Origin of the sequence: Micromonospora sp. CA-249363 (assembly GCF_050950185.1) — a bacterium.
Taxonomy (GTDB): Bacteria; Actinomycetota; Actinomycetes; order Mycobacteriales; family Micromonosporaceae; genus Micromonospora.
Map to the genome: position 1 here is coordinate 1,991,365 of NZ_CP192020.1, position 13,011 is coordinate 2,004,375.

General features: G+C 71.5%; 12 protein-coding genes. 6 read left to right on the top strand and 6 right to left on the bottom strand.

Translation table 11 applies throughout. From position 1 onward, the window contains the following. The first annotated feature begins 68 nt into the window (after nt 1–68). On the top strand, nt 69–992 hold the full coding sequence (locus ACQPZK_RS09250; protein WP_433537882.1) for a hypothetical protein: 924 nt from the start codon (nt 69–71) through the stop codon (nt 990–992). 81 nt (nt 993–1,073) lie between these two features. Here ACQPZK_RS09250 and ACQPZK_RS09255 read toward each other — a convergent pair whose 3' ends face one another. From ACQPZK_RS09255 to ACQPZK_RS09270, 4 genes are all read right to left on the bottom strand, one after another. Then, the gene (locus tag ACQPZK_RS09255; RefSeq protein ID WP_433537883.1) at nt 1,074–1,790 is read right to left on the bottom strand and encodes an anti-sigma factor family protein; all 717 of its coding nucleotides are present in this window, start codon (nt 1,788–1,790) and stop codon (nt 1,074–1,076) included. Next, nucleotides 1,787–2,251: a sigma-70 family RNA polymerase sigma factor gene (locus ACQPZK_RS09260; protein WP_433537884.1), complete on the bottom strand. Its 465-nt coding sequence runs from the start codon at nt 2,249–2,251 to the stop codon at nt 1,787–1,789. The genes ACQPZK_RS09255 and ACQPZK_RS09260 overlap by 4 nt, the downstream gene beginning before the upstream one ends. 319 nt (nt 2,252–2,570) lie before the next feature. Beyond that, a complete protein-coding gene (locus ACQPZK_RS09265; protein WP_433537885.1) occupies nt 2,571–3,140 on the bottom strand; it encodes a type VII secretion system-associated protein in 570 nt (189 codons plus the stop codon). 11 nt (nt 3,141–3,151) lie between these two features. Next, the gene (locus tag ACQPZK_RS09270; protein ID WP_433537886.1) at nt 3,152–4,975 is read right to left on the bottom strand and encodes a putative T7SS-secreted protein; all 1,824 of its coding nucleotides are present in this window, start codon (nt 4,973–4,975) and stop codon (nt 3,152–3,154) included. A 199-nt stretch (nt 4,976–5,174) separates the two neighbouring features. Between ACQPZK_RS09270 and ACQPZK_RS09275 the strand changes: the two genes are divergently transcribed. Beyond that, nucleotides 5,175–5,480, top strand: coding sequence for a hypothetical protein (locus ACQPZK_RS09275; protein WP_433537887.1), 306 nt, complete (start codon nt 5,175–5,177; stop codon nt 5,478–5,480). Then, nucleotides 5,477–6,145 carry a hypothetical protein gene (locus ACQPZK_RS09280; RefSeq protein ID WP_433537888.1) on the top strand — a complete coding sequence of 223 codons (669 nt, stop codon included), beginning with the start codon at nt 5,477–5,479 and terminating at the stop codon, nt 6,143–6,145. The genes ACQPZK_RS09275 and ACQPZK_RS09280 overlap by 4 nt, the downstream gene beginning before the upstream one ends. Before the next feature lie 58 nt (nt 6,146–6,203). Here ACQPZK_RS09280 and ACQPZK_RS09285 read toward each other — a convergent pair whose 3' ends face one another. Both ACQPZK_RS09285 and ACQPZK_RS09290 read right to left on the bottom strand, forming a co-directional pair. Further along, nucleotides 6,204–10,595: an FtsK/SpoIIIE domain-containing protein gene (locus ACQPZK_RS09285; protein ID WP_433537889.1), complete on the bottom strand. Its 4,392-nt coding sequence runs from the start codon at nt 10,593–10,595 to the stop codon at nt 6,204–6,206. An 87-nt stretch (nt 10,596–10,682) separates the two neighbouring features. Beyond that, on the bottom strand, nt 10,683–10,979 hold the full coding sequence (locus ACQPZK_RS09290; RefSeq protein ID WP_433537890.1) for a WXG100 family type VII secretion target: 297 nt from the start codon (nt 10,977–10,979) through the stop codon (nt 10,683–10,685). Nucleotides 10,980–11,199: 220 nt separating this feature from the next. Here ACQPZK_RS09290 and ACQPZK_RS09295 point away from each other — a divergent pair, with 220 nt between their 5' ends. From ACQPZK_RS09295 to ACQPZK_RS09305, 3 genes are all read left to right on the top strand, one after another. After that, nucleotides 11,200–11,880, top strand: coding sequence for a hypothetical protein (locus tag ACQPZK_RS09295; RefSeq protein ID WP_433537891.1), 681 nt, complete (start codon nt 11,200–11,202; stop codon nt 11,878–11,880). 4 nt (nt 11,881–11,884) lie between these two features. Then, a complete protein-coding gene (locus ACQPZK_RS09300) occupies nt 11,885–12,340 on the top strand; it encodes a DUF4333 domain-containing protein (protein WP_433537892.1) in 456 nt (151 codons plus the stop codon). A gap of 200 nt (nt 12,341–12,540) precedes the next feature. Further along, nucleotides 12,541–12,996 carry a sigma-70 family RNA polymerase sigma factor gene (locus ACQPZK_RS09305; protein WP_433537893.1) on the top strand — a complete coding sequence of 152 codons (456 nt, stop codon included), beginning with the start codon at nt 12,541–12,543 and terminating at the stop codon, nt 12,994–12,996. Nucleotides 12,997–13,011 lie beyond the last annotated feature (15 nt).

Consider the following 13,011-nt stretch of genomic DNA (forward strand, 5'->3'; position numbering starts at 1 on the left):
CCTGCGCCGTGTGAGGGGCGAGCGGTTTCCGGACCTCCTGGAAGCCGGGTGACTGCTGGAGATTCCCGATGATGCGCAACCACGTGACACCCCTCATCGCCGCGCTGGCCGTCGGCGCGGTGACGCTCACGGCGTGCGGCCCGAGCCAGGTGCCACCCGGCCCGGCGCGGGCCGCCGACCTGAGCGGCAGCTCGGCCGCGTCGCCGCAGGGCGGAGCCGGCGTCGCCGACCTCGCCCTCACGTCCGGCACCGCGAAGTCCAACAACGCGGCGGAGGGCACCGGTGACTGGGCGGTACCCGACGGCGGGGTGGCGACCGGGGCCGCCCGCGAGTCGGCGCAGCGCTGGGTGCAGATGACCCTGGGCAGGGCGGGCAAGGTCGACCCCGTCGTCGTCAACGGCGCGGGACTGACCCTGTACCGGTTCGACAAGGACAGCAACAACCCGCCGATGTCGACCTGCAACGGCGACTGCGCCGTCACCTGGCCGCCGGTCACGGTGACGCCGGGCGGCAAGATCTTCGTCGCGGGAGTCAAGGCGGAGGCCGTCGGTACGGTCCGACGCTCGGACGGCAGCCGGCAGGTCACCATCGGCGGCTGGCCGGTCTACCGCTTCGCCAAGGACACCAAGCCCGGTGACACCAAGGGCCAGGGTGTCGGGGGCACCTGGTTCGGCGTGACCCCGACCGGCGGCAAGGCCGGCGTGTCCGGTGGCGAGCAGCCCGCCGCGGAGTCGCCGGCCCCACCGGCCACCAGCGCCGTCCTCTTCGACGACACCAACTTCGGCGACGGCGCCGGCTCCCAGGGCGTCGCCGGCACCGGCTGCCGGAACCTGAGCCGTCCGGGTGTCTCCTCCTCGGTGGCGGCGCCCGGCTCGCTCAAGCTCTGGACGGGCCCGGACTGCACCGGCCGTTCAAAGGTGATCAACGGTGACGTCGCGGACCTGGCGACCGTCGAGTTCGACAACGCGGTCGTCTCGGTACGCCTGGGCTGACCACGGTACGGCTCGCGCCGGCCCGGCCACTGGCCGGGCCGGCGCTCTGCTGTCTGTCGAGGTCGAACGTGGACCGCCTGGCTACAGCGTCGCGCTGACGTACGCCCTGCCGTCGGTCGTCTCCACCCGGACACTGTCGATCTCGGCCTGGTCGATCAGGGCACTGCCGTCCAGGGTGACGCCTTCGGCGGCTCCACGCTCGGACACCAGCCAACTGCCGGCCAACACCGTGCTGCCGTCCGTGCCGACGACCAGGAGGCGACAACGCTGGCCCTGCGGGATGCCGGAGACCGTGGCGTTGACGCGTACCCAGCCGGGGGCCGGTGTGACGGCCACGGCGAGACGGGCCCCCGTACGCGGGTCGACGGCGCTGGTGCGGCGGACCGTCGGGTCGGCCGTGACGCTCGGGCTCGGCGGCGGGGCGGTCGCGTCCGTCGTCGCGTCGCCCCGGGGAACGAGGAGGGTGCCACCGAGGACGGCGGAGGCGACGACCGCCGCCGCGACTCCGGTCACGGCGTGGCGACGGCGGCGCTCGTCGGCGGCCTCGCCGCGGATCTGACGCAGGGTGCGCTGCAACAACAGGTCGCCGTCCTCCGGCGGGCCGTCGAGCAGCATCACATCGGGTACGTCCCCGAGCGCGCCAACCCACCCTCGCAGCGACTCCACCTCGGCCCGGCACTGCGCACAACCGGCCAGGTGCTCCTCGGCTCGGCGGGTCGACTCCTCGTCGAGTTCCCCCAGCAGATAGCCGCCGATGTCGAAGTGGTCGGCGTGTGGCGATGAGCTGTCGGTAGTCATGAGGCAGGCCGTTCCACCCCGGCGCGACGCTCGGCGAGATCGCGGAGGGCTCGGAGTGCGTAGTAGGAGCGGGACTTCACGGTGCCCGGCGGGATCCCGAGGACCTGGGCGGCTTCCGCGACTGTACTCCCGCGCAGATATACCTGCTCAAGCACCTGTCGGTGTTCGGTGGAGAGGCGGTTGAGGGCGTCCGTCACGACGATCGAGTTCACCACCTGGTCGGCGTGGTCACGCTCGATCGCGGCGTCCGTCGGGCCCTCCGGCACCTCCGGTGGCCGCGCGTTCCGGGCGCGGATGGTGTCGGTCACGATGTTGCGGACGACCGTCAACAGCCAGCCCCGTACCGAGCCCTTGCCGTTGACGAGGGTGTCGGGGTGACGCCACGCCCGTACCAGCGCCTCCTGGACGACGTCCTCCGCGGCCGCGCGGTCGCGGGTCAACTGTGTCGCGTAAGCGAGCATCGCGCGTCCGTGCTCCTCGAATATGGACCGGACCAGTGCCTCGCCGGCCACTTCGCGACGACGAACAGATCCCGATCCCCCCATTGCTACCACCCTTTTGCTGACCCTCACGTCGCCGGCGTTCCCGCCGGATGCCTACGGGTCCTCAGGATGCACGTCCCGTTCGTACGGATAGTTGACCAGTAGAAGATTTGTCTACTGACCCACGTCGAGGCCGAAACGAGATGTCAGCGGTCGCCGATGCATGTGCGGCGGCCCGTCCGAACCGGGCTCGGACGGCAGGTCCGAGCCCGGCGCGGTCGAGCTTCCGCCGCTCGGCCTACGGGGCGAACGGCCACGGCTCGTCGCTCTCCGGGACGTCCTCGGCGGCGAGGTCGCGCAACGCGTCGGCGAACAACCGCATGGCACGTGGGCCGCCCGGGTTCAGCAGCACGTCGACGCCGTCCGGCAGGAGCGTCAGCAACTCGTCCAGGTCGACCTGCCGCCAGTCGGCCGCGTCGACCCGGGCCTGGTCCACGGCCCCGGTCGCGACGAGCACACACGGAACGTCGTCCGGCGCCGGTGCCACGATGACGCCACCCGCACCGTCCAGTGCCACCTCGACAAGGCTGTCGCGCAGCGCCAGGAGCACCGCGTCGACGTTCGCGCGACCGGTGGCGACCAGGGCCGCCGTGGCGTCCACGGGGCTTGTGGGCGCCGTTGGATCCTTGGGCCGGTACAGGGGATTGGCGGTGAAGCGGGCGACGGTGCCGTCGGGCTCCACCAACCAGCCACCGACGATGGCCTCCGCCGGCGGCATGGCCGCCGCCCCGGTCGCTTCGCCGTCGGAGTCCGTCCACTCCTCGTCCAGCAGCAGCATCCAGTTCCGCTCGTTGTCCGTGTCGTCCACGCGTTCATCCGTCACTTGGTCACGTCCCGCGTCACGCCCGGCTTCATTTCCTTGAAAACGCCCATATTCTCCACCGTCACATTGGCAATGCTGTTTCCGGGGCTGGTGAACAGGCCGTCGACGTCCACGCCGCGGCTCGCCTGTACGACCTCCGTCGAGGCGAAGACCTTCCGATTCTCGCCGAGATCCCGCATCACGTTGGCAAAGTCCTGCCCAGCGCTTCCCGCAGAGTTGGCGAAGTTGCAGGAGAGCAGAGCTATCGATCCCTTCGGGTTGTTCTCCGCGGCAGCCCGGAAGACGTTGTCGAAGTGCACGACCTTGGCGAACTGCGTGCCGGGCACCGACATGACCTTGCCGTTGTTGAGCGTGATGTCCACGGAGTGTGGATCACCGTGCGCGATGACGAAGATGGGTGGACTCTTCAGTCGGGCCCAGGGCGCCAGATCGAACTGATCCGTGCTCATCGGCGCGTCCCTGCCGGGGATCGAGCGGACCAGCTTGGCGCCGCCCACGTTCAGAGAGCCGCCGAGGTTCCGGCCGAGCGGGACGTTCGCCTCCAACCTCGCCCAGTCGGTGAACGTGTCGACGTCCCCGGACGCACTGGGAAAGAGGACACCGATCTGCTTGCCATTGCTGTCTTCGAGCGGCACCGACCGGACGTCCGAGGCGTGGAACGTCTTGAGGCGTCCCTTGCTGTTCTGCCCGATGATGAGGGTCGGATCCAGCTCGGTCTGCTTCCTGGCGTTCTTCAGATCACGATCGAAGCGAATATCGGTGAGCTTCTGCCGGATTCCTCCGAACAATCCCTTGATGGTCTTGCCAACGCCGATACGGGTGACGTTCTCGTTGATCCCACGTCCCACCGTGGTGGCGCTGCCGCCGGTGACTTCCTTGGTGCTGTTCTTGATGCCGTCGGCGATGCTGCCGGGTTTGATTTTGCCGGCGAACTTGTTGGCGAACTTGATGACTCGGCTGACGATTCGTCCGCCGGGGACGAGGCCGAGGGCGAGTCCGCCGGCGGCGAGGGCGATTTCGGCGGGGTCGCCGCCGAGGGCTGCGGCGGCGAGGTCGATGGCGCCGGAGAGGAAGCCGATCGCGGAGCCCAGGGGTGGGAAGATGAACGAGGCGACGACGGAGAGCACGTCGAGGATGGTGGTGATCCATTCGATGACGGTGCTCTGGAGGAAGTCGATGAACGCGTTGAACGCCTCGACGATTTTGTCCCAGAGGGATCGTTGGGGTGCGTCCTTGGCGAGTTGGCGCAGGGTGTCGGCGGCGGTGCGGGCGGCCTGGTCGCGCAGGGCGGTGGCCTGGCCGAGCAGTGATTTCGCCGCGTCGAGTGCTTGTTGGGCGTCGGCGGCGCGGTTCTTGGCGGCGGTGGCGTCGTCGGTGGCTTGTTCCTTGGCCTCCGTGGTGGCCTCGGTGTCGGTGTTCATGACGAGAAGCGCGGCGGCTGCGGTGACGGCGGCGGCCTGGGCGGCGTTCTGGTCGCCGGCGGCTTGTCGGGCCTGGTCCAGGGCGCGTAGTGACATGGTCTGCGCCTCTTCCAGTGAGGGCAGGTAGCGCAGGTAGGCGTCGGCGGCGCTGGCGTAGGAGTTGGCCATCCGGTCGAGTCGGCCGGGTAGTTTGCCGATCAGGTCGCGGAAGGCGTCCATGGCTCTGCCCTGGCCGACGTCGATCTGGCTGCCCGAGGCGAGCAGGTCGTGCGCTTCCTGGGTGGTACTGGCCAGCTCCTGGTATGCCCGGGTGATCTCCTCGAAGGACTCGGGATCACCCGGCACGGGATCTGAGTCGAGCTGCAACACGGACCACTCGGCGTCACCCGGACGCGTCATGACAAGCCCCCCCATCGCATCGTCAAGCCGACGCCCGGACCGTCCGCCGGGAGTCGAGTCGCACACGTAGCCGGAGGGAGATCGGTTCAGCAGCTGAACCGGGCTGGCCGCCGATCCGTGTACGGCGCAGTTGCCGTGACGGTCTGGAGGGTGCGGAGATGAGCGATGCGATGGGCAGGCCGGCGGGGGAGCGCGCCCGATGAGCGAGATCCTCGTTCCGGGCGCGGAGCTGGAACGCGTGCACGAGCTGCTGCGGCGTACCAAGGAGTTGATGGACAGCGCATCGGTCCGGTCGATGGGCGCGGTGGTCGACACGCTCGGGCAGCGCAGCCTGGAGGACGCCGCCCGGCACTTCGAGAAGCGGTGGGGCGACGGTCGGCACGTCGTGGGCAAGGACCTCGGTGGCGTACGCGACGCGGCCAAGGCCGTCGCCGACGCGTTCCGGGAGACCGACACCCAGACGGTCAACGCGTTGACCGCGCCCGACCAGCAGGCGGCACAGTGAGCGCCCCGACCGGGACGCATGCGGCCACGCCGACCCCGACGGGCTTTCAGCTGCGTACTCCCGAGGCATGGGTCGACTTCTCGGTGGCCGACGAGGCGAGTGAGAACCGGCTGGGCGAGGAGGCGCGGGGGCACGCCCTGACCGGCGGGTTCACCGCCGATCAGGCGGGCCGCTTCGCCGAGCAGGTACGCCGGTCGATCCGCCAGGCCCGGCGTGGCGGCGCGGTCCACGCCGCGGGCGTCTTCGAGATGTACGAGGACGGTCCGCTCACCGCCACCGTGGTGGTCGCGGTGGTCACGCCACCGGCCAACGGCGACATCCTCGGCGCGCTGACCGCCGTGGCGCAGCCGAACCGGGCCGACGGGACCTGGCGGCGGGTGACCACCGCGGCGATCCCCGGGATCGGCACGGTCGGCCGGGTGTACGGCATTCAGAACGTCGTGCAGGACGGCGTCACGATCCGCTGTGCGGTGATGCACACCGTTGTGCCGATGCCGGGATCGGCGGACGTCGTGGTCGTCACCGGGTCGAGTCCGAACCTCGCCGAGGCGGAGGAGATCTTCGAACTCTTCGGCGCGGTCACCGAGACGCTGACGTTCACGTGGGACGACGACCAGCCGGAGCTGACCGCGCGGCCGGCGTCGACAGGTACGACCGACGCTTGAGAGCGGTACGCGACAGGGGGACACCGCGACGCGGTGTCCCCCTGTCGTTGCGGCCGGGTCAGTCCTCGGTCGCCGCCTGCGCCTGCCCCGGCGTCAGCAGTGACCGCAGCGCCGCCGGGTCGGTCCGGGGCACCTGCACCAGACGGACGGTGCCGTCGCCCAGGTGCAGCAGCGCCCGGCCCAGGCGTCCCCCGCCGAGCTGACCCCGGCTCAGCTTCGCGCCGATCAGCTCACCGTCGCCGAGGCCCTGCGGGCTGAGCAGCGCGCCCTGCCGGTTGCGCCGGGCGTCGACGTGCCAACCGCCGAATCCGCCGGCCAGGCCGTCGATGGTCCCGGCCATGATCAATCCGAGCCCGCGTTCCGTGCCGGCCCGGGCGATCTCTCCGAGATCGCTCCCCGCGTCGCACTTGAGCAGCAACTCGGCGTCGTCAAGCACGACCACGGCCGGTCCGCTCCTGCGTTCCAGCGCGGCCGCCAGGCCGGCGGAGGTGAGGTTCTCGCTCGCGACGAGGTCGAGCACACCCGGGAGGTCGGCCAGCTCGCGCAGCGGCGACCTGCGAGGCGCCGCCACGACCACCTGGGTGCCCTTGCGCAGCAGGCCGGCGACCATCGTCAGCAGCGCGGTGCTCCGACCCGAGCGCGGCGGTCCGGCCAGGACCAGCGTCGGCACGATCGTCAGGTCCGGCCCGATCGCGGTGAGCTCGTCGCCACCCACACCCAGCATCGTCCACAGCGGGCCGTCGGGTCGAGCGAGCACCTCCGTGTCCGCGAGAGTCAGCTCGTCGGGCAGCACGTCGATCCGGAACGGGCGGTCGCCGGCCGCGAGGTCCGCGTCCCGCCGCCGGGCCGTCTCGGCGATGTCGGCGAGTACGCGCGCCTGCCCCTGACCCGAGGTGTCCTCGCCGAGCAGTGCGATCTGCGCCTCCGCGCCGTCGGCGGCGCGGATCGAGCGACCCGCCTCGATCTCGTCCGGCAACTGTCGGTGGTTGATACCGACCATGCTGTAGTCGCCGCGTTCGGTCAGGCGCAGCACCAGCTTGTCGTCCGTGGTGGACGAGATCCGGCTGGAGAACATCGCCCGGTCACCGGCGAGCACCACGTGGATGCCCGCCCCGGCGCCCTCGCGCAGCAGCGTCAGCAGACCGGCCATGATCGTGCCGTTGTCGTAGTCGGCGAAGGTCTTGTCGAAGACCTCGAACCGGTCCAGGAGCACCAGGATGTGTGGCGGTCGCTCACCGGAGGCAGCGCCGGTCCGGTACTCCACCATGCTCGCCGAGCCCCGGCTGGCGAGCAGTTGCTGCCGCCGGCCCAGTTCCGCGACGAGACGGGCGAACAGCCGGCCGAGCCGCTCCGCCTCGGTACGCTGCACCACCGCCCCGCAGTGCGGCAGACCGTTGAGGGCCAGCAACGCCCCGTTGCCGCAGTCGACGCCGTAGAGGTGGACGTCGGCCGCGGAGTGGACGCGGGCGACCGTCCCGGCGATCGTCCGGAGCGTCTGCGATCGGCCGCTGCGCGAGGAGCCGATGACGTGCAGGTGCCCCAGCGTGGCGAGGTCCAGCGTCAACGGCACCTGGTCCTGCTGGGCGGGAAGGTCCACCAGTCCGTAGGCGACCGCCGGCAGGTGGTAGTCGGTGGCACGGGCCGGAGGCAGCGCGTCCACGGTCAGCGACGTGGGCAGCGCCGGCAGCCAGGGGCTGTGCTGCGGCGGGATGCCGAGTCCTTCGCTGGCGTCCCGGATCGCCGTCACGAGCACCGCGAGGTCGGTCAGTTCGGCCGACGGTGCCGCCTCGCCGGAGCGGCGACGCGGCGCGGGGCGACCGAGGTCGGGAAAGGAGAGTGGCGCCAACCAGGGGGCCGGGCGGTCGGTGCTGCGCGCGCCGGGGCGGAACCCGCCGACCCGACCCGCCTGGAACGGCACCAGCGACGACTGGGCGAGACGGACGAAGGCGCGACCCGGCGTCGACTTCGAGATCGCGGCCGCGTCCGGGGCGTTCAGCACGTCCTGGCTCTCACTGCTGTCGGTGACCCGCAGGGCGATACGCAGGTTGGTGTTGGCCCGGATCTCGGGGGAGACCACGCCGCCCGGCCGCTGGGTCGCCAGCACCAGGTGGATGCCGAGCGAGCGGCCGCGCTGGGCGATGTTGACCAGACCGGTCACGAAGTCGGGCAGGTCACGCACCATCGAGGCGAACTCGTCGATCACGATGAGCAGCCGCGGCATCGGTACCCGGGACGGCTCGCGGCGCAGCAGCTCCACGTAGTCGTCGATGTCCTTGGCACCGGCCTCGGCGAGGATGTGCTCGCGTCGGCGCAGCTCTGCCGAGAGCGACGTCAGCGCTCGGCCCACCAGGTGGGTGTCCAGGTCGGTCACCATGCCGACGGTGTGCGGCAGGAGGACGCAGTCCTTGAACGCGCTGCCGCCCTTGTAGTCGACGAGCACGAACGTCATCGCGTCCGGACGGTTGGCCACGGCGAGCGAGGCGACGAGGGTCTGCAGCAGCTCCGACTTGCCGGAGCCGGTGGTGCCGGCCACCAGGCCGTGCGGTCCGTCCCGCTTCAGGTCGAGAGCGAACGGTCCGTCGAGGGACACCCCGAGCACCGCCTCGGTGGTCCGACCACCCGAGGTCCACCGGGCCGTCACCGCGTCCGGCTCCGGCGGCTCCATCCCGAGTACGTCGAGCAGCCGGCTCGACCCGGGCAGGGCGCTCTCCTCGTCGGCGCCACCGATGTCCCGCAGTGGCGCGAGCGCCCGCGCCACCCGGTACAGCCACTCGGGTGGGACGACGTCCGGGTGGACGTCGGCGATCGGGGCGGCGAGGGTCTGGGTCACCAGCAGCGACCCGTCCTCCTGCTGGGCGATGACCGCCTGGCACTCCTCGGGCAGCAGCCGTTCCTCGGCGTCCAGACAGATGGCGTACACCCCGACCGCCGGTCCTTCGCGCAGGATCTGGGTTACGCCGGGGAGGGACCGCAGTTTGCGGGCGCCGTCGAGCACCACGAGGACGTCCCGGAAGGCGCCGTTGCCCCGCTCGCCGGAGCGGGACGCGATGATGGTCACCAGTTCGCCGACCCGGCGGGCGAGCGTCTGGGTGTCGGTGCCGACCGTCGCGAGAGTGTCCTGGCCGTCACGGGGCCGCAGGTGCGGCAGCCACCCCGCCCAGGCCCAACCGGCTTCGTCGGCGGCGCCGCAGAGCAGGTAGATCTGCAGGTCCTCCGGACTGTGCAGCGCGCTGGCCTGGGCCATCATCCACCGGGCCGTCGTGCGTGCGACGGCGTCGCCGGCCACCCCCACGACACCGTGCTTGCGCACGGGCACGGTCGCCGGCACGTCGAGGGCGCTCCACCGGACCTCACGCCGGTTCTCGTCCTGGCTCAGGTCGCGGAGCACCACCTCCGACGGCAGGTCCGCGCTGCCGACCCGCAGTTCCAGGAAGTCAGGGTCGGTGCGGCGTCGCTCCCAGAGGCGACGCTGCGGGCCGGTGGCGATCAGCCCCGTCGCCGCCGGGTCGGGAAAGTCGTCCCGGCGGACCGACCGTTCGGCGGCCAGCGCCTCTTCGGCCTCGCCGCTGATGCGCGCCCTCTTCGTCTCGTATTCGGCGAGCCGGGAGCGGTAGGTGGCCCGACCCTGACGCCGCGCGCCGATCTGACCGGCGATCAGCACCAGCGGCGACAGGATGGCGAAGAGCAGCGTGAGCGGGTTGCGGGTGATGACGAACGCGGCACCGGAGAGCACGACCGGCGCCAGCACGGTGATCAGCGTGAGCGGCCGTCGCTCCGGAGGCGCCGGCGGCCCGGGAAGCGTGAACTGGGTGGTCCGCGCCGCGGGCAGCAGGCGGGGCGGACGGTTGTAGTCGAGCCCGGTACGGTCCTCCGAGATCTGGAGCGCGGCCTCGTCCCGGAGGGGGCGGCGAAGCTCCAGCAGGGACGAACCGGCGGCGAGCTGCGCCCCCGGCGTCCAGATCCGCTCCTGCTCGTCGACCTCCGCCCGGTCGAGCAACAACCCGGGCTCCGTCGGGCGGAGCCAGCACTCTCCGTCCTCGGTGACCCGCAGTCGGGCGAGCGCGGGGGCGAGCGGGTCGTCGTGGACGCGGAGGTGGTTGTCGTCGGCGATGCCGATGGCGTGCTCGCCGATGTCGAGCGGAAACCGGTTGCCGGCGCCTAGACCGCTCACCACCCGGATCTCCAGTGGCCCCGCCGCCGGTGGCGGTGACACGGACGCCGGACGGTCCAGCTCGATCACGCTGCCCTGCCACAGCGGGGCGTCGGCGAGCGTCAGCCCGGGGTCCAGGGGAGCGCCGGCGACGAAGATCGTCGGCGCTCGGGTGCCGGGTTCCGGACGTCGCCGTGCCAGCACCTCAGCGAGTTCCGCGACGGTGGAATCGAGGGCGGCCTCGACCTGGTAGTCGGTTGCGGGGGTGGACTGATCCGTGACGGTGAGCAACAGGCGCACGGGTATCTCCTGGTCGGGGGATCCGTCGGGAACACGGTCGGGGCCGCGTGGTGATCGCTCACCACGCGGCCCCGACCGTTCGTCGCGTCAGCGGCTGAGGCTGGCGGCGGTCTGCGTGTCGGTCTCCGAGAAGGCGTCGCTGACCTGCGTGAGGTACTGGCTGATGCCCTCCATGCCGTGCAGGGTCTGGTCGACGCTGCCCTTGTACTCCTCGAAGTACGGACCGAACTGCTGCTGCGCGCCCGGGGTGTTGTAGCCACCCTGGATCAGCGTGTCGATCTTGGTCTTGGCCTGGGTCATCCCGTCCAGCAGGGTCTGCATGTTCTGCTGCAGCCAGCTCGCGGACTCCTGGATGTCCTCGCTGACGATGTGGTAGGTGGCCATGTCGCCCTCCCCTTGTCTCGGTTCCTGCGGATCGGCGAGCCGGTCCCCTCGTGGTCCGTCTTGCGCCGACGCCGCCACCCACACGGATGCTCACGCCATCCGGTTCACAGCAGGTTCGAGTCCCTCGCGGTACGACGGTGAACCGTTCCGGAACGGCGTCCGTGTGGGTGCCGGACCTGTGCACGAGCCCGGTCCACAGCGAGTACGAGGTGGAGCGAACATGGTGCAGAGAGCGCGGATCGCGATCGCGGCGATCGGCCTGGCGGCGCTGACCGCGTGCGGGGACGCCACGGGGGCGGGCGGCGTCGCGAGCGCGCCGACCCAGGGGACCTCCCCGGCCGCTACGGTCACCGCGAGCGCGGAACCGACGCCGCAGGTGGTCGAGGTCAGCCCGGTGCCGCCGCCGACCGTGGCGAAGACGCAGCGTCGTGTCCAGATCTTCAGCGGGCCGTCCGACGTTCCCGTCGCGGGTGGTCCGGACCGTGGTCAGGGCAGCAACGTGGTGCGGTTGCGGGCCATGGATCAGGCCGACATCGGCACGTACGTCGCGGACGGCCAGGGCAGGACGCTCTACCGGTTCGACAAGGACTCGGCGAGGCCGCCGAAGGCGACCTGCGCGGGCGACTGCGCCAAGACCTGGCCCCCGCTGCTCATCTCGTCACCCGGCCGGATCTACCCCGAGGGCGTCGACCCCCAACTCGTCGGGTACGTCGAGCGGGCCGACGGCACCTGCCAGGTCACCATCGGCGGCTGGCCGGTCTACCTGTTCGCCAGGGACACCGCGCCCGGCGAGATCCGGGGCCAGGGAGTCGGCGGCACCTGGTTCGCGGTCGCCCCGACCGGCGAGAAGACCAGGCCGCTACCGGAGGTCGTCGCCGTGCCCACCCCCACCGCCCGCTGAGACCGTGGAGCCGACGATGAACCCGGACGGCGCGTCCGACAGCCCCGCGGTCACCGGCGCGGGGGCCGTCCTGCTGGTGCCCCGCTGGAAGCCGGCGCCCCCGCCGGAGTGGGGGCCGGCGGCGACCGTGCCGGGGCGACGCCGGCGCCTCTCCCCGAAGGTCGTGGTGGCCGTCGCGGTCCCGGTCGTCCTGCTGGCTGTCGCGGGCACGGTCGTGGCCGTGACCCGGCCCGACCTGCCGCGACAGAAGGTTCTCGACACGGCCGCACTGCAACGTCAGGTGCTGACCGTGCTCCGGACCGACTACCGGCTGAACGCGGACACCGTCGCCTGCCCGGTCGACCAGCCGGTCGTCGAGGGACACCGGTTCACCTGCACGGCCGAGGTCGACGGCACCACGGTCACGACCTGGGTCACGGTCCGTTCCACCGGGCAACTGGAGGTCGCGCGCCCGAAGTAGTCGACCGGGCCGGTAAGAGTTCGTCACGAGGCTGGTAACTGGCCGACCGTAGCGTCGGCACTCGGGCCGACCGCCGGCTGCTGGACGTGCCGGTGGCGGGCCCGCTCGTAGACCCGCTCGCGAAGGACCAGGCACCAGCGATGACAACGGCTTCCCCTCGGTGTGCGGCGTCCGGCCGGACTCCCGCGCTTGACGAGTTGATGGCGGACCACACCGAGCCGCTGCTCAGCTTCGTCGAAAAGCTCGTGGTGGACCACCACCTCGCCGAGGACATCGTGCAGGAGACGTTCATCCACGCCTGGCAGCACGGCAACCGCCTCCGCCTCGTCGAGGTCCCGATCCGCGACTGGTTGATGACGGTGGCGCGTGACCTGGCCGTCGCGTCGCTGCGGCAGGTCGCGGTCGGGCGGGAGAGGACCGAGCCGGAGGTCGACGTCGCCCAACCGGACCACGCGGACGCCGCCGTCGCCGCCGCCGAGGCGGTCTCGATGCTGCGGCGGCTGTCCGTCGAGCATCGCGCGGTGCTGCTGCACACCTACCTGGCGGGTCGGACCGAGTACCAGACGGCCCGCGTACTCGGAGTTCCGGTCCGTACGGTCCGGTCCCGGCATCACGACGCGCTCTACACCCTGCGGACGAGCTGCCGGGCAGCCTGACCGGGTCGAGTCGCC

Excerpts from the sequence above, each read along its gene's own strand:
- ACQPZK_RS09270 (WP_433537886.1), bottom strand. The coding sequence starts at position 4,975 with ATGACGCGTCCGGGTGACGCCGAGTGGTCCGTGTTGCAGCTCGACTCA.
- ACQPZK_RS09290 (WP_433537890.1), bottom strand. The coding sequence starts at position 10,979 with ATGGCCACCTACCACATCGTCAGCGAGGACATCCAGGAGTCCGCGAGC.
- ACQPZK_RS09275 (WP_433537887.1), top strand. The coding sequence starts at position 5,175 with ATGAGCGAGATCCTCGTTCCGGGCGCGGAGCTGGAACGCGTGCACGAG.
- ACQPZK_RS09255 (WP_433537883.1), bottom strand. The coding sequence starts at position 1,790 with ATGACTACCGACAGCTCATCGCCACACGCCGACCACTTCGACATCGGC.
- ACQPZK_RS09295 (WP_433537891.1), top strand. The coding sequence starts at position 11,200 with ATGGTGCAGAGAGCGCGGATCGCGATCGCGGCGATCGGCCTGGCGGCG.
- ACQPZK_RS09260 (WP_433537884.1), bottom strand. The coding sequence starts at position 2,251 with ATGCTCGCTTACGCGACACAGTTGACCCGCGACCGCGCGGCCGCGGAG.
- ACQPZK_RS09305 (WP_433537893.1), top strand. The coding sequence starts at position 12,541 with ATGGCGGACCACACCGAGCCGCTGCTCAGCTTCGTCGAAAAGCTCGTG.
- ACQPZK_RS09250 (WP_433537882.1), top strand. The coding sequence starts at position 69 with ATGATGCGCAACCACGTGACACCCCTCATCGCCGCGCTGGCCGTCGGC.